Annotated in this window: 16 protein-coding genes; 1 reads left to right on the forward strand and 15 read right to left on the reverse strand. The window is 38.7% G+C overall.

Features of this window, described 5'->3' with window-relative positions; all coding sequences use genetic code 11:
- Window positions 1–39 precede the first annotated feature (39 nt).
- From OQE68_RS25505 to OQE68_RS25570, 14 genes are all read right to left on the reverse strand, one after another.
- A complete protein-coding gene (locus OQE68_RS25505) occupies window positions 40–708 on the reverse strand; it encodes an ABC transporter permease (RefSeq protein WP_180567155.1) in 669 nt (222 codons plus the stop codon).
- Window positions 709–1,611 (reverse strand): transporter substrate-binding domain-containing protein, encoded by a 903-nt coding sequence (locus OQE68_RS25510; RefSeq protein WP_180567156.1) that lies wholly within the window; start codon window positions 1,609–1,611, stop codon window positions 709–711. It lies immediately after the preceding gene.
- Complete coding sequence (locus OQE68_RS25515; protein WP_180567157.1) at window positions 1,565–2,380, reverse strand: class I SAM-dependent methyltransferase; 816 nt, start codon at window positions 2,378–2,380, stop codon at window positions 1,565–1,567. The genes OQE68_RS25510 and OQE68_RS25515 overlap by 47 nt, the downstream gene beginning before the upstream one ends.
- 394 nt (window positions 2,381–2,774) lie before the next feature.
- Window positions 2,775–2,924: a hypothetical protein gene (locus OQE68_RS25520; protein WP_180567158.1), complete on the reverse strand. Its 150-nt coding sequence runs from the start codon at window positions 2,922–2,924 to the stop codon at window positions 2,775–2,777.
- A gap of 42 nt (window positions 2,925–2,966) precedes the next feature.
- On the reverse strand, window positions 2,967–3,119 hold the full coding sequence (locus tag OQE68_RS25525) for a hypothetical protein (RefSeq protein ID WP_180567159.1): 153 nt from the start codon (window positions 3,117–3,119) through the stop codon (window positions 2,967–2,969).
- 103 nt (window positions 3,120–3,222) lie between these two features.
- Window positions 3,223–5,121 carry a PatA/PatG family cyanobactin maturation protease gene (locus OQE68_RS25530; protein WP_180567160.1) on the reverse strand — a complete coding sequence of 633 codons (1,899 nt, stop codon included), beginning with the start codon at window positions 5,119–5,121 and terminating at the stop codon, window positions 3,223–3,225.
- 687 nt (window positions 5,122–5,808) lie between these two features.
- Entirely contained in the window at window positions 5,809–5,946 is a 138-nt protein-coding gene (locus OQE68_RS25535) for a hypothetical protein (RefSeq protein WP_266195817.1), read from the reverse strand.
- A 229-nt stretch (window positions 5,947–6,175) separates the two neighbouring features.
- Window positions 6,176–6,925 (reverse strand): hypothetical protein, encoded by a 750-nt coding sequence (locus tag OQE68_RS25540; protein WP_180567162.1) that lies wholly within the window; start codon window positions 6,923–6,925, stop codon window positions 6,176–6,178.
- A 587-nt stretch (window positions 6,926–7,512) separates the two neighbouring features.
- Window positions 7,513–8,070 carry a hypothetical protein gene (locus OQE68_RS25545; RefSeq protein ID WP_180567163.1) on the reverse strand — a complete coding sequence of 186 codons (558 nt, stop codon included), beginning with the start codon at window positions 8,068–8,070 and terminating at the stop codon, window positions 7,513–7,515.
- Window positions 8,071–8,099: 29 nt separating this feature from the next.
- Window positions 8,100–8,366: a helix-turn-helix domain-containing protein gene (locus OQE68_RS25550; protein WP_180567164.1), complete on the reverse strand. Its 267-nt coding sequence runs from the start codon at window positions 8,364–8,366 to the stop codon at window positions 8,100–8,102.
- Window positions 8,367–8,936: 570 nt separating this feature from the next.
- Window positions 8,937–10,988 carry a carbohydrate binding domain-containing protein gene (locus OQE68_RS25555; RefSeq protein ID WP_180567165.1) on the reverse strand — a complete coding sequence of 684 codons (2,052 nt, stop codon included), beginning with the start codon at window positions 10,986–10,988 and terminating at the stop codon, window positions 8,937–8,939.
- A 617-nt stretch (window positions 10,989–11,605) separates the two neighbouring features.
- On the reverse strand, window positions 11,606–12,181 hold the full coding sequence (locus OQE68_RS25560) for a DUF2589 domain-containing protein (RefSeq protein ID WP_180567166.1): 576 nt from the start codon (window positions 12,179–12,181) through the stop codon (window positions 11,606–11,608).
- A gap of 130 nt (window positions 12,182–12,311) precedes the next feature.
- On the reverse strand, window positions 12,312–12,959 hold the full coding sequence (locus OQE68_RS25565; protein ID WP_219339931.1) for a DUF2589 domain-containing protein: 648 nt from the start codon (window positions 12,957–12,959) through the stop codon (window positions 12,312–12,314).
- A 171-nt stretch (window positions 12,960–13,130) separates the two neighbouring features.
- Entirely contained in the window at window positions 13,131–13,574 is a 444-nt protein-coding gene (locus OQE68_RS25570; protein ID WP_180567167.1) for a hypothetical protein, read from the reverse strand.
- A gap of 445 nt (window positions 13,575–14,019) precedes the next feature.
- Here OQE68_RS25570 and pabB point away from each other — a divergent pair, with 445 nt between their 5' ends.
- Window positions 14,020–15,384: an aminodeoxychorismate synthase component I gene (gene pabB, locus OQE68_RS25575; RefSeq protein WP_180567168.1), complete on the forward strand. Its 1,365-nt coding sequence runs from the start codon at window positions 14,020–14,022 to the stop codon at window positions 15,382–15,384.
- Window positions 15,385–15,443: 59 nt separating this feature from the next.
- Here pabB and OQE68_RS25580 read toward each other — a convergent pair whose 3' ends face one another.
- The gene (locus tag OQE68_RS25580; RefSeq protein WP_180567169.1) at window positions 15,444–16,235 is read right to left on the reverse strand and encodes a substrate-binding periplasmic protein; all 792 of its coding nucleotides are present in this window, start codon (window positions 16,233–16,235) and stop codon (window positions 15,444–15,446) included.
- Window positions 16,236–16,326: the final 91 nt, after the last annotated feature.

Genomic DNA, 16,326 nt, shown 5'->3' on the forward strand with positions numbered 1-16,326 from the left:
GCTTTATTATGTGAGTTTATAGAAACTATGAAACTTATATTATTTAAGTAATTTATAACTCAGATAATGAGTAATAAAATCACATAACTTAATACATAATAGTACGGTTAAATAATAAAAAATCATCAAAAAATTCATTAGCATTAATACATTTCCTTGTGATGAGGCAATACTGGTCACAATTAGGATGGCATTCGGTACAGCTAAAACACTTGCCATCCCTGCTGCTTTAACAAGGTTTACCAAATTAGCTTTAATACTCTGCTGGCAAAGTAGTAGAGCACTAACCCAATGCTCAAATGACGTGTTGGACTTATCTAGCGTTTTTATGAGGGCATCAGAGAGAACTGTGCTTGCGCCTGCACCGGTATAAAGCGAAAGCACCATGACAGAAATGAGTGCAGCCCCAGGTTTTAAGGTGATGTGTGATGATAACGCATGAAATACGCCAAAATAAATTAAATAGAGTAAAACGATAGGCGGTGTCATACGTTGTAAATTGATAACAAAGCGAATGAATAGACTGCACCGAGGGGGTAAATTTTGCACGAGAAAGGCAAATAGCAACATGGCAATGACTGCACTAACTAAGGCCAAACCAGTAAGCCATAGGGTGTAGACAAAAGACTCAATTAGCCTGTTGGTATCAAACGAGTCGAGTGGCCACCCCTGTTTTTTAATAAATGATTGATTTTTAGGTAGAGTCACTCAAGGGACAGGCCAGTTCCCATTAGGTAGGCGGCTGCACAATGGTTTTCCATCAATATTTTTATAAGACCATAGTTTTTTTCGTGTGACTAAATATTGATAATCAGGTAATTTCCAATAAACAGCTTTTTCTAGTAGGAAACCATTGGCAAGCCACTCCACAATAAGTTGACTAAGTACGGTTTCCAATGAAGCCGTGTCTTGATTTTTACTCACAGCCATCCCCCAATTCACAGGTAAGATAACCGGTAATTCAGTTTCATAGGCTTGCCATGTTGACTGTGTAAGCAAGTGAGCTAAGATTCCATTATCATAAGCCCAGCCTATACACTTTTTAGTAATCAATGCTAACTGAGCATCTCGGGTGTTGTGCATTATCACCGGCTTAATCAGATACTGTTGAATCAGTGGCTTATTAAAGTAAGCCCCATTGGTAAGACAAACAGGTTTATCCTTAAGTGACTCCCAATTTCTTAACTGATATGATTTATGTGATACAAGAGAAACACCGCTATTAAAATAATGTGGCTCAATCATAGTCACCAAAGCACGGCGAGATACTGTATCCCCTAACGTGGCAATCAATAAGTCCACATCACCTTCATTTAATTTATGTAAACGATTACTACTATTAACGACCAGTAATTCTAAATCTACCCCTACTTTTTCTGCTACGGCTTTAGCAAGATCAGGCTCAAAACCAACAATTTGCCCATTAGCATTAAGCATTCCCCAGGGAGGATAGTCCGTTTTTACTCCAACGGTTAGCTTTCCCCGGTTTTGGATAGTGCTTAGCGCATCACTTGCCATTACTGGTAATGAGCTGAATATGAAAAATGCGTTCCAAGCAATCAACCTACACCACATGTGACGTTGCTCTTTTAGCCGTAACGAGTAATCCATAGCCAACCGTTGGAGGAAGTTTTGTTAATAACCAATGATTGAGTTGGTAAACTAGCTGACAAGATGTAATCCATTTTTCAGGGAATATACTTTCAGGCGCTACTGACTCAATTATTAAGCCTGCACAACGCAGTTCATTTTCAAGATCTTTTAATGTATATAAGTGATAAAAGAACGTCATTTTGTGTGATTTATAGTGCCTTTGATAGAAAATATCACTGTGTCGAAAAGAATCTAGATAACTACCAAAATACTGCTTTAACTGGCGTACAGGAAATCGCCGCCAGCGATTGGGTACAGAAATAACAATACAACCATTATTGTCTGTTAGAAGTTTAGCTAATTTTTCTAATAATTGAATACGGTTATTTTTACCTTCAATATGTGATAGAACCCCAAACAATAACATGACCAATATAATAGGCTTTTGGTGAATAACTGTCTTATAAAATGTGGCTTCATTATCAAATAACTGGGTTCTCACTCGGTATTGTACAATTGGCTCTATATTTTTTTTCAATTGAGCAATTGCTGCTTTACTGGTGTCAAAGCCAATAAACCTAGCAATAGAACTATCGAGTAAAGGGAATAAATAACGCCCGTTACCACAACCATAGTCAATAATGGTTGCCTCTTTACTTTTGGGATATTTTTTCAGCTCGGATCTTATCCATTGTAAAACCCATGGATTAGCTTTTGGGTAACGTTTTTTATAAAGCCCACTACTAAAGTAACAGTCATAATAACTGGTTGAATTTGGGTTTTTCATTACCATTTATTTTTCTCAAAAAGGAAGTCGCAGAATTAGAGGTCAGAGGCTTTAAAAAAATATTTTGGTGAAACTTTAGTAGTTTAATACTTAATAGTTTTTTAATGGATAGCATCATAATAATAAACTTTATTCCCTTAATTTAGTAGACTTCGGTAAGGATATACTTTAATATTTCCTACTGATTTACCCGCCGTCCCCCAACCGCTCCAGTAAATCTTGAGAAGGTTGAATAAATCAACAAACTTCTATTTGATAACAGTGAATACCTTGAGCCAAAACTTAAAGGTTTGAGAACCAGAGCTTTTATGTTAAAATTATTATAGTATATTTATTACAGCCAGCTTCTATTTAAAATGGTGGAGAGCAAAAGCTCACCACCATCGATTAAGTATTAACTCAATACACCTTGTAATGCTCCTGTTCCAGCTTTTTTTAGAACATTTAATACGCTGCCCCAAAAAGCTGGATTAACGCCAGCTGCTTTAGCTTCTGCAGCCCGGTTTGAACGGTCAATACTTTTAGCTTGTGTAGGTAGTTTCATGATTTTTCTCCATTTGTTTAGTTTGTTTTCTAAGTTATTTAATTAGCTCATAATCCCTTGCAGTGCTCCTTGACCAGCTTTTTTGAGAATATTTTTAAATGCACTTCCCCAAAAAGCTGGATTAACGCCAGCTGCTTTAGCTTCTGCAACACGATTTGAACGGTCAATGTTTTTAGCTTGTGTAGGTAGTTTCATGATTTTTCTCCTGAGGTTTTGTGTTTTAAAGGCAATATTGCCTTAGCATGAATAACTTGCTTTTTAGCAAAGTTACTCAATTCTTTTTTACTAAACTAGTTTTTTAATAAGCATGCCAGCTACGCAGATGGCCAATGGTAACTGGAATAATGTCACTGACATCGACAGTGTATCTAAAGAGTTTACGTGCTGCTGTCAAACGTTCTTTAGGGTTGAAGAATTCAAGAATAACATCCCAACAGTCAGAGTCAGGACGACTGACGGGACTCTCTTCTGCAGAAATCTTGTTTAGGAACAAATTTTCACTAAATGCATCATCAAATATTTCTTTCATTTGATAGGCATTTGTAGCTGCATAATTAATGGCACGTTCATTAGGCTCTGAGCCACGATTTCTTAACTCATAATAAATCCTATGGAGAAAGTTTGTTAGAGCTTTTCGTTGTGGCTCATCTTTTGATTCATTCCCAATGACAAGATGAGATAAGTCTTTTGATTTCCAATTGAACATACCTCTTAATACTGGTGAAATGGTAGGAACAACATGGCCATTAAATAGCCTCACTTCTCCTGTAATTGTTCCAGCAATGGAAACACGTTCAACTCCTTCAGTCTCTTGATCATGTATAAACTCAACAAGTCTAGCATATTGTAAAACAGCAAACTGATTGTCGGGTTCAATAGCATATACAGGTATGCCATCAATTTTTAACGTCCAAATTAAAGCATTGGATTGTTCTGTATTGCCTTCTTTATTTAGGTGTGTTGCCATTTCAACAGGATCAAAAGGCATCCCTTGGTTTCCCATCACTTGTGAGAAATAATCTAATCGAGCTTCGGTACCAAAATCATAGCCAATAGTACCGATTAAAAACACCTTTTCTTTGTGTTTTGCTGTACGTGGATCAGAATTGGATTGACTAACAATAGTCGCTGGATTATGGACATGATTATTAGAAGCAGAATCTTCTATTTTAGGTAAAGCTAGTACTGATTTTGATGAAGCATCTATATCATCACTGCTTAATACTTCTTGTCCAGTATCTATTGTGTCCGAAATGACTTCATTTTCATCATTATGATGAATATCTATTTTTTCATCCATTGATGGTTTTCCTCTTTTGGGTTGGTGGTTAGTGAATTGCTCAACATATGCAGCTAATGCTGCTAGATTGAGTCGGTGTATAGGAGAAATAGTTTTTTGAGGTTGTACAAGTAAACTTGCTGATTCAAACAAAGCCTTCTTTACAGCATAACCTCTTTGAGGCTTGGGAATTTGATGAAAGGAGTTTAAAATAAGTGCACTCACTGCTGATACAACGGGTGCCGAAAAGCTGCTACCAGATGCAAGATTATATTGATTTAAATTTGCTGCTACTGGAAGTCCTACTCCAGATGCAAGTAACATTTTTTTTCTTAATTTAATTCCATAATTATTAAAAGCTGCTGGAATTCCATTACGATCACAAGCACCTACAGCAATAACATATGGCAAAGATCCAGGTAATGATTCACTGTTTACACCTTCATTACCAACTGCTGCGATAATTATTATTCCTGCTTTTTCACATAAACTCACAGCCTTTCGTAGTTCATCCGTACCTCTGCCATTTACTGAAAGCCCTGCACCACTTATATTTATAACATCACTACCAAACTTAACTGCTTGTCTAATTGCATTAGCAATTTTCCTTTCAGAGCACCCGTGAATTTGACCTTCAGTATCTTCGTAAAAAACTGGTAAACTTAAAATATTGACAGACTTTGCAATACCTATATTATGCCCACATATCAAACTACAGACAGCAGTTCCATGGGTTGTACATTGACTTTTTTTGTTTAGTTCGCTGGTTATCTGGACATTATGCAGTTCTGGATGAAGTGGATCTATTCCTCCATCGATAATAGCTATTTTAATACCATCTCCATGCTTACCAAAGGTTTGTAGTTTATGAATTGGCGAAGCTAAACACTCATTCTTTTCTTTATTTTGCACATCCATTACTTATTTCCTTTGTTTGATAATAAGTTGCTAACTTGTGGTTGATTAATTATTTCTGTATTTATAAATATGAAAAGAAAGCAGTATGTGTTTGAATGTTTTTTCTGGAGATACTTTAATATGCGATGTATCATAAAAAATAATCGAAATTTTTTTGGGTGGTTGTTTTTTGTTGGTAATTAGTAAAACATAAGAATGCTTGATATTATTTTTATGACCAGAAATAGTATCATCATTTTCTATAGATATAGAATGCTTTGTTTTATAAACTAAAATAATTTGCAATAGTTGTTGCCTATCATTTTCTATTGAAAAACAGCCGCTGCCCTACTTTGGTTAATAATTTCAAACTAATCATACTCATATAGAACTATGTTTAATCTAAGTAATCACCAAGAACAGCAAAACAGCGGCTGTTGCAGGGGCAATACAACACTACCCAAGAAAGTCTATGTAATTGCATTGAGTACTAAACTAATGCTGTCTACCAGTTTGGTATTCAATATCGCGGGAAGGAATCAAGGAGTGCTTACATATATTCCAAGGAAGGGAGAGTAGCCGCTTTTCTCCTAAAAGAGATCACTTGTCAGTAATTACAAAAACTACAGTTTAAACATGCCATTTATTGACTACTACATTTTGGCCAGTGTGCATCTTAACCTTTAAATACGTTTATAACGTAGTTAATTAACTAACTTGTTTTTCCTCTTCATTATCAAATAATTGATGAGACAAGTGCCGTATTAATCGGTGCTCGGTATCACATAAATCAGTATATAATTGTTCATAGCGGTCTTTCCAGCGTCGTGCCCAACTGCGTTTCATGAATAAACACTAGTTAGTAATCGGTTTATTTCTTTAGCGTAATCCTGGACTTGTATTTTTTTTTTGTTTACGATGTCGTTTTTGGTTAAATCATCAAAGAAAAAGTAAAATGGTATTTGTTCGAGTAACTCATGCTCTTCGTAGTATTTATAAACTTTTGCAGCACTGTCTAATAAATATACCTCTTTTTCTTTGTTAAACATTATGATATTGTTATCGATTGTGGTGACTACACCTTGCAGAGGTAATTGCGGAACAGCATAGTTTTTTTTAATATTTCCTTCATTTCTTCAATACTATTTTGATCTAGCAAATAACTGATAAATGATGTTTGGGCACCATGCCTGATCCATGCATATTGGGAATTAAACCAGCGTCCGCGCACTGCTTCAGTATCCTTAATTTTAGTTTTGCTACCCTCATTCATCTTAACAAGGAGGCTATTGATCGTCGATGATTCATCTGGTGTACCTGCAAGGATCCTTTTATTCTCTTTAAGAAGGTCATGCATATCGTAATCACCAGTGAAAAACTGGGTCTCTTCATATTTGTTTAGATCACCTACTGGAATCTGTTCTTGCCCCTTGCTATTCAACTTCCATATACCGCCAAGTTTTGGGCCATTCACTGCTGTGTTCTTTTCTGGATAGCCCACCAGTCCTTTGTATCTGTTAAGCAGTTTTTCATCTGCGCTATATGTCCATAAACCATTCTTCTTTTTGATAGACTTATCCATTATAGTGTGACCTTTACATGGATTGCCTTTTGAAATACGTTCCAATGTGTCCATTCCTGCAGCTCTAAACGAAACCTGAAGGTTGTATTTTTCACATGCCTCTCTAACAGATGTTGCATGGTTTTCCAACAAAAAACCTTTTTCATATATTTCTTTATCTTCTATCTTATTATAAGAAGCTTTCTCATAAGCAGCTTTCATAATTTTCAATACATCTTTTTTCATATCAGCAACTTTGGTCATCTTTAATTTTCCTTTAATTTTAACTAATGTTATAGGATTTCTTAATTTCCTATAACATAGTGCTAAAAGACAATGGGTTTATTTCCTTGACATTTTTATCGTTTATGGTCTTTTAACAGCCAGTTCAGATATTAAAAGACTCTCATTAGCCAACTAAATTTTAGCCGTAACTTTCATATCCTATTAATAGATTTGGAAATGTTAATAAAAAACAGCCTACTGCCCTATTTCACTGACTGATAACAAGTCAAAACATTAATTAAGATACACTTTTAATGTAGGTTGCATAAACAATCAGTACATAAGAACAAAGGCTGTTGCAGGGGCAGTACAACGCTACCCAAGGAAGTCTATGTAATTGCATTGAGTACTAAACCAATGGAGTCTACCAGTTTAGTATTCATATCATGGGAGGGAATCAAGGAGTGCTTACATATATTCCAAGGAAGGGAGAGTAGCCGCTTTTCCCCTAAAAGAGCACACTTGTCAGTAATTACAAAAACTACAGTTTAAACATGCCATTTATTGACTACTACATTTTGACCCGTGTGCATCTTAACTTTTAAATATGTTTATAACGTAGTTAATTAACTAGCTTGTTTTTCCTCTTCACTATCAAATAATTGATGATACAAGTGCCGTATTAATCGGTGCTCGGCATCACATAAATCAGTATATAGTTGTTCATAGCGGTCTTTCCATCGTCGTGCCCAACAGCGTTTATCAATACCCGCGTAAAGGTATTTACTGCGTTCACTTTGTCTTAAATAGCCAATGCCACTACACTGTTGGCAGGATATAGTCAATATTTTTCCAATTCCTTTACATTTTCTACAAATGGGGCTTTCGACTAATTCCAGACAAGCTAGTTGGGATAATCGTTCTAATCGCTCATTAGTTGCACGCCATTGGCTTTTGCTAGCAAGTCGCTGAGCTTGCTCTTTAATTAACGCTATTAAAGCTGCTTTTGCTTGTTCATCATGACAATATTTAGTACGACCAAGGTAGTAAGCGATTGAGTCTAAATTGCCCATGGCTAATGCTGCAGCAACATCTTCCCAACTTATTCGATTGAAACCTCCTGGAATATGGTCAAGAGAACATTGCTTTGGATTTAGCAATAAAATCATACGAGCTGCACTCATAAATTTATTCGTCCTAAGTGAATTGAAAGCTAGTGCTTATTAGTTGTTTGTTGTGTATTGTGTTGGGTCAACATGCTTTGTTTTTTTGATTTTTGACGTTTTCGATAGGTTACATAGGGCTGGTAAATCCCCTGCCAATCAACAACTTGCTGAGTTTTTTCGATAATATTATATGCTTGTTCAGGTGTGGGTGCTCGCTCCATTCGTCGCCATGAACTCACAGTGCGTTTTTTTACCCCTAACATAGCGGCAACTTCATCATCCCCATGTTTTTGTATAAAAACAGAAAATTGCATTTTTCTTCCTTAAAAAATCGCTATTAAATGAAGTGTCTGTGAGTAAGACCAAGAAAGTATTGGTAATTAGTTGGTGTTTAGATCAAGATAATAGTTTATATACCAATCTCTCTAACCATTAAAAAACTCACTGATTACCCTTCATTTGGGCGTACCCACGATGAGGTAGATTACTGTTGCACTGTGTTTAGCTGAAATATGGAGAGTATTTCGATTATTATTTAGTCAGAATTTATATACGACTATTAGCTAATCTTTAATAAAATCTAAAGCTTGCCAGCTTACTAAATAGTTAACTACTGATTGGGGGTTTTAGCAAACTATGAAGCGCCGTTATTACACGCGCTGTGTAGCTGAAAACTGCAACCGTTATTATTAAAAATTCACTGGGATTTTTGCAGCTTACTAAATAGTAAACGTGAGATTGGGGGCATTTGCAATAGTGGCAATAACTTAGCTTACACTATTTGTGTAAAGATGAATTAAGCGAAGTGAAGAGTAAATAATAAAAAAGCCCGCTAGCGTTTAAGAAACTAGCGGGCTTTTTTGAGTGGTCTGGATTTTAACAGTCTATTTCTTTTTATCTAGCTTGATATTATCCAGATAAAAATCATTGCCAGGTTCTGGGCCGAAGATGTAAAGTTGTGCAAACTTTACGTTGCCTTTGGCTTGGTAGTTAAACTCACCGCTAATTGACATCCATTGTTTATTGGCTGGCACTGTTTCTGTTTTTATTCGCTTCCAGTGATAACCCTCGTCATCCACATAAAACAGTTGCATGTCAATATATTGTGGTTTGCTGACTTTATCGGCTAAGCGAGCGTCAAAACTAAACTGGTAATTTTTACCGCTTTCTACCAGCCCTTTTACATCTAGTGCTGGGCCAGAGTACCAGTGATCACGCCCCATGGCCATTAGACTATATTTGCCGTCTTTTGCCATTTTATTGGTGCGTTCGACTTTATCAATACCAAAGAATGGTATCCAGCCGTGGTTGTCTCCCTCAAAACCGTGATCAATTAATGGGCCAAGGTCAGGTTTTTCGCCAGCTTTTCTTAAGGTCACTTCATCCGCATAGAAAGCAGCATTCTTTTCAGGACCAAAGATTAATAATTGCACTTTGCGAATTTTACCAAAATGGTCAATTTTAAACTGGCCTGTTACCGTTGACATTTCATTATTAGTAATCGAGCTATGCGCGACATACTGATAATGTACGCCTAAATCATCGGTAATTTGTAGGGCAATTCGCGCGTTATCCCGCTTTTGCTCTTTAGTCGCCAGCTGCATTTTAGCACTGACTTCAAGCTCAGTATTTTTGAGGTCAGCGATATTAATCACTTTATTAGTGATATCTTGCGCTACCCCATCATAATAGGCCATTCGATTAGTGACTTTTAAAATATTATCTCGACCACACTTGGTTGTTTTTGATTCTGTATTGATAGTCACCACGTTATTATAAAAACTATTCCAACCACTTAAGCTGTTAAAATCGCCAGACTCAACCATATTCTTCGACATGTGTGGTTTTTTACAGACATCATCCGGATCTGGGTTTGGATTCGGATTCGGATTTGGCTTATCTGGCCAGTCTGGACCATCGTCATCACCTGGGTCTGGATTCGGGTTCGGATTTGGACCTGGCTTATCATCGTCATCATCTGGCCAACCGGGACCATCATTATCCCCATCATCTGGTGGTTTTGGACCGCCATCATCAGGGTCATCCGGGTTTGGATTGGGTTTATCTGGCCAGTCTGGGCCATCATCACCAGGATCGGGATTTGGATTCGGGTTGGGATTTGGCTTATCGGGCCAGTCAGGACCATCATCACCTGGGTCAGGATTCGGATTCGGATTCGGATTTGGGTTCGGATTCGGTTTTGGATTATCTGGCTGTTTTGAAGGCATAAATGCTTCTAACTGGGATGCCACCGCATTGATATTTTTAACACTATCGGTGTAATTAGCTTTACCACAAGGACGGTTTTTACACTGGTTTACATTCGGGTTTGAAAAATACTGTACATTGCGTGCATTATAAGCAGATCCATAAGCCATTACCGTTGCAAACATTCCTCGTTCACCATGACCTCGTGCCCAAGACCAGATACCCCCTTTGCTATTTTGGGCAGCCGAGTGTCCCAGGGCCATGTTATGGCCTAACTCGTGAGCAAATGCCACATTGCCACAATTGGTTGCAACCACGCTGTATGCTTGACTGCTTTGGACGCGGCCTTGAGGGACCCAAGCCACACCACAGGTGCCGCCAGAGCGAGGCGCAAAGTAGCTGACGAAATCTGCTCCATATTGTTGTCTAAGTCTGGCTATCGCCCTATCGTTGGTCACTCGGTCTAATGCGTTACCATTGGTATTGCCATGAAAAGTATTGAGTGGCACAACCCCTACCAATCTTAACTGCACATTGGCCCGGCTATTTTTATAAGCCTGGTTAGCCCAGTTAACGTAAGAGGCGGCTAACGCTTTAACATCTTGAGCACCACTCTTACCTTGGGGGTAAACCACCAATACATCCAACATCGTATTGGCAAGTGCTGAGGTGCTGTAAGCGGCAATTGCCAAGCTTAAGCTAGAAATCTTTAAAAAATGACTGCGCATAAATTCAGCTCTTGATTGCTTTAATAATGGTTATTTGTTAAATAAAGGGTTTTGTGAAAAATATTATTAGGTAAACCTTCCACTAAATATTGAAAGTGTTTCACCTAAGAAATAATTTTAAATAACGTTTAATGCTGACTAATCGATTGCTCGCCAGCTCAAATAAAAATCCAGTAAAAACAAGTGCTGCGATTAAGTTAATGTCTTTGATAATAAAATAAAGCGATATATTGCACATTCAATCGTTCAAATATTACTTTTTCTTATAGATGAAATTTTTTTCACGACTTATGAGTTAAGTGAGTTCAGGAGTGACGTGATTACTTATAATTAATTATTGATCGCAGTTAAATTAATATTTATTGAGGAGTTATACTAGTTGAGGGCTAAGATGCAATTTTATTGAGGGGTAATATTAAAAACCATCAGCCATTTAGAAAGATTGATAAAAAGCAGTTTGGTTGGTAAAGCTGCTAATCCTGCTAGCAGCTTTTATATTCTGGCGCTAATATAAGCTGTCCAGTGACGGCGGGGAAAATAAATTATTGAGGACCTGTAAATAAATAATACGCATTCATATTTATAATTATTTAATCCTAGCTATTTTATTTTGTTAATTAATCATCGATAGAGGTTTCCGCTTTTTTCTCATCCTGTTTGGGTGGTTCGGGGGTAGCGGCTGATACAGGACCAATTAGATTGGTATACTCTTCAATCACCCGCATAATGCCTTCAGGTGGTTCGATGGCCTGAAACTCCATATCAATTGCAATTTCATCAGCATAACGCCCATCGCCTCCTTTGCTCCGCTTATTGGATTGAAAAGAGACTGTGAACCCACCTCGTCGCATTTGTTCTGCATTGTCGGCAGTCGTGGCCTTTTTCAGCTCAATTTCTTCCATTTTGACTGACATTGAGACTTTCATTCGATCCATCACAATGCCTTTAGGGGCTACCATTGAAATTAATGGCACATACATCGAGTGGTTATCCCCTAGCTTTATTTCAACCATTTTCGCTTTCAGGGGAGAGTCAGGATCTTTAGGGTCTTCCCGATCAAAAAACTGTTCAAATAATCTGACATACTGCTGTGCCACCATGCTGGTTGTGGTCATGGCCGCATGGTGCATACCGCGAGTTATATTAGTTAATGAAACACTATTAATGGGTTCTTTATTTTTTTTGAATACCATTATTATTCCCCCTCAATGACAGTCACGAACAAGTAAGACATAAGACGCTTTTGTGACTGTTATCACCCATAAAGAAACACCCCTACCCGCTTTATTCAGGGGATAGGGGCAAGTCGTCACTGCTTAAGCATTAAGAGCCAGTTTTCTTGTCATCAGCCTTAGGCGCAGGCAATACATTATTTTTAGGTAATGCGTCAGTGTTTTCTGGCTTAGCATTTGGTAATACAACCGGTTTGGTGGCTGCATCAGTAAGATAGTCAATCACCCGCATTAATGCTTCTGGAGGGTTTTGACGTTTAACGGTGGTAGAAATACTGTACTTAGCCCGAGTGTCTGTTTTGCGGGTTTGTTCTGACTTATGAGAAACACGACCATTGATAGTGACACTGAAGGGACCCCAGCCTACTTTCGCTTCCAAAGAAGCTTCCGCTTCAGTTGAAGACTGGCTTTCTTCAGACTGACTCACTTCTAGTTCAAAATCAATTTTACCTTCATCAACGGTAATATTAGGGTGACTAATCGCCGCTAATAAAGGAATTCGCATGGTTTTGGATAAAGTACCTTGATATCTACCTTCAGAGTTTACCAAGGTTTCATCGTATTCAAACTCAACCGCAATGGCTTTACCATCTTTAATACAGACGGTTAACAAGAAGTCTGCATAAGCTTTACTTGCTTGTACTTGGGCTTTGATCATTGCATTTAAAGGTGCAGAGATCATCCGATCCAAGGGTAAGGCATTAATGACTGAGCCTATCAGTCCAGTGTCGATTGCCATAGTTTTTCTTCCTTGAGTGTTTTCTTATAGAGTAGGGTCTGGTACAGGGTAAGATAGCTGCACCATCATAAATACAGTCAGTTTTTAGGATAATTATATTAGCCTGTCCAGGCAGGCTAATAACGGACTGTGCCAAAAAACATAGTTAAAGAGTAGCCAATCAGCAAGTATTCATTTCACCAAGCCAGGCCGACTATTGGATATCTTGTTCATTAAATCTTCAACATAAGGATTAACGGTTTCACGCCAGCTGGGATTTAACTGCAGAATGGTTTGGAAGGTACGTTTAGCATCATGCCAGCGCCCTTTGTGATAAAACGCTAAGGCTAAATACCAATGGCACCACGTGTCGTTAGGGTAACTTTCTACGCGCTGCTCACTGATTTTTTGTAGTTGATCCAGCTTATTTTGTTCTAGAAACTCATCAGCTTGCTCTCTAAACAACTTGCGCTTTTGGACAGCATCAATATGGATTAGCCAGCGTTTAGCTTTGATGACCAACATTACTAGCACAGTTGCACTAGCGAGCCATAAGAAAATGAGAGTCACTAATAGCCATTTGATTGTCCCCCACTCACCAGTGAGCTGACTCATCAATAAAGTGCTAGATTCCATTAGATTCTCCTTTATATTATTCCTGCCGTTTTATAGGTGGAGTTGTGATAGGTGAAGTGTGGTTAAGAGCTATCAAAGCAATTAGTAAGCCACTACCCTACAAGTGATGTTTATTATGAGAAGTAATAATTGCGTGAGAACATCTATAAAGAAGGGCGATAAAAAGCGTATATGCGCAGGCTGTTGTAACTGCAAGCGCTAAACAACAGTAGACTTATTGCCATGCTGGGTTATATTTCAAACACTGCAACAATGCTGTAAAAGAGCAACTGTTGTGCTTTTTTACAGCGAACTTAGGTACCTGTAACAGCGATAAAAGCTTGATGGTGCCTGATTTCGCTAGACCTCATGGAAATTTCATGTGGTTTGATGAAATATTTGGGCTAGCCCGTTACAATGCCGCGGCCTTATTGGAAACGTTGATAGCCCCATAGTATTAGATGTTATGAAGCAAGCTACCGTCACAGCAGTTCGTTACTCGCCTAACAGCCTGGATTATTTTCTTGCATTGCGCCATATGCCTTTCCCCGCCTGGCTGGATAGTACTGATGGAAAGCACACTGATGGTCGCTTTGATATTATTACCGCCAACCCCCACTATTTTTTACACTACCAGAAAGGGAGCTGTACCCTTCAAAACCTGCTTTCAGGTGAGTCTAAACAGCTTCAGGAGCACCCCTTAGTTTTACAGCAGCAATTGTTTGAGCAGTTTGAGCCGGTTGCCTGTACTTGGCCTTTTGTGGGTGGTTGGCTTGGCTATTGGGGGTACGACTTAAAAGCGGTTACAGAGCCTCAGCGCTTCAAGCATCAGGATGATGAGTGGCCTTGCTTAATGGCAGGGCTCTACCTCTGGGCGGTTGTGGTTGATCATCAGCAACAACAGGCGGTTTTAGTCGCTCACCCATCGCTTTCCCGTGAGGAATATCAACAGCTACAAGCATGCTTAACTAAGTTGGAGGCCGTTCAGCCACCTCAATCATTTAAACTGACCGAACCATTTCAACCAGTACTTTCCCCAGCTGAATATCAATCAGCGTTTAATCAAATACAGCACTATATTCAAGCAGGTGATTGTTATCAGGTTAATTTTACCCAACGGTTTGATAGCCAGTTTAGCGGGGATTTGCTGACAGCCTATACCCATTTGCGTAAGGCCAGCCCTGCTCCTTTCTCTGCCTATCTAGCATTTGGGGATATCACTGTATTAAGCCATTCGCCAGAGCGCTTTATTAAAGCAGATCAATGCGTCATCGAAACGAAGCCTATTAAGGGGACTCGGGCACGCAGTGCTGATCCTGAAATGGATCGCTTACAAGCAGAAGCCCTGTTAAATAGTGAAAAAGACCAGGCAGAAAACTTAATGATCGTGGATTTATTACGGAATGACTTGAGCAAGCACTGTAGCCAGGTAAAAGTACCACATCTGTTTAAGCTGGAAAGTTTTGCCAATGTGCATCACCTGGTGACTACAGTGACAGGCCAGTTAAACAGCCGTGCTAATTATTTTGATTTATTAACCGGGGCATTTCCCGGGGGCTCTATTACTGGTGCACCTAAAATTCGAGCGATGGAAATTATTCAACAACTGGAGCCTGTCTCTCGCAGTGTTTATTGTGGAGCAATAGGCTATATCAGCTTTAATCAACAAATGGATACCAATATTGCGATTCGCACCCTGGTTGCTAAAGATCAAGGGCTTTATTGCTGGGGCGGCGGCGGTATTGTCGCTGATTCTCAGTGTGAAGATGAGTATCAAGAAGCATGGGCCAAAGTCAGCAACTTAATGAATGCGCTCAACCAATTAAAGTAGGCATCAACAGTCTTATTGAAAATAACGATATATAGGGATATAGGTCTTGCCTAACTGGGCTACCACGTGGCTGCGGTGACTTTGGCCATAATGGCATCTAATAAGGGCTGGTAAGCTTGTTCGCGTTTCAACTTATCGATAACCTGGTCAAACTCATCTACTAGTGCCTGGCTATAAAGATTGGACTGTTTTGACAGTAACAAAGTGAATTTCATTTCCCCATACACTTTAGGCAAAATGATCAGTTTTTTCGTTAGCTTTAACCGAGACAGCTCTGCAGAGCCCACGGCTAATGGGTGAATCATCAAGTCAGCACGCCCTTTGGCAATCAACAATAAGCAATTGCTGACCTTGGGTACTGCCTGAAACTTAACATTATGCTGTTGCCAAAACCGATACCCCCAGCCATTGCCAATAATTTCGCAAACATTAAATGTATTTAATCCATAAACCGTTTTTACTCGGCTTATCTGGTCGATGAGTGCTTTATCTTGTCGGGTGATAGCCTGCATTTTAAGGGTGTAAACAATATTGCGAGAACGTAGTGCATAGGCCAGACGTGGTTCGGTGGGGACAGTAATAAAGGCATCCATCAACCCTGATTTGGCTTCTGACTGCACCCGCTTCCAAGGAAAGCCATAATTGATTGTTTTAATACTTAACTGCTCAACAAATAAACTATTGAGTAGATCAACCAAAATGCCTTTAACCACACCATCCTTTTTATCGATATATGAGTAGGGAGGCCAGTCGCTGTTGTAGGCTATTTTAATTTCCTTGGCCATCAATGGGTAAATTGATATGCTCCACACGCCAAGTAACAGTAAGAAATAATGCTTTAGCATAGACATTAGTATAGATAACCGCCTAGCATTAGCTCACTCATCAGCAGAAAGTTGTTATACCCTCTCTACATATAATTAGATAAAGATTTTATTTATC

This window comes from Spartinivicinus marinus, assembly GCF_026309355.1.
Classification (GTDB): Bacteria; Pseudomonadota; Gammaproteobacteria; order Pseudomonadales; family Zooshikellaceae; genus Spartinivicinus; species Spartinivicinus marinus.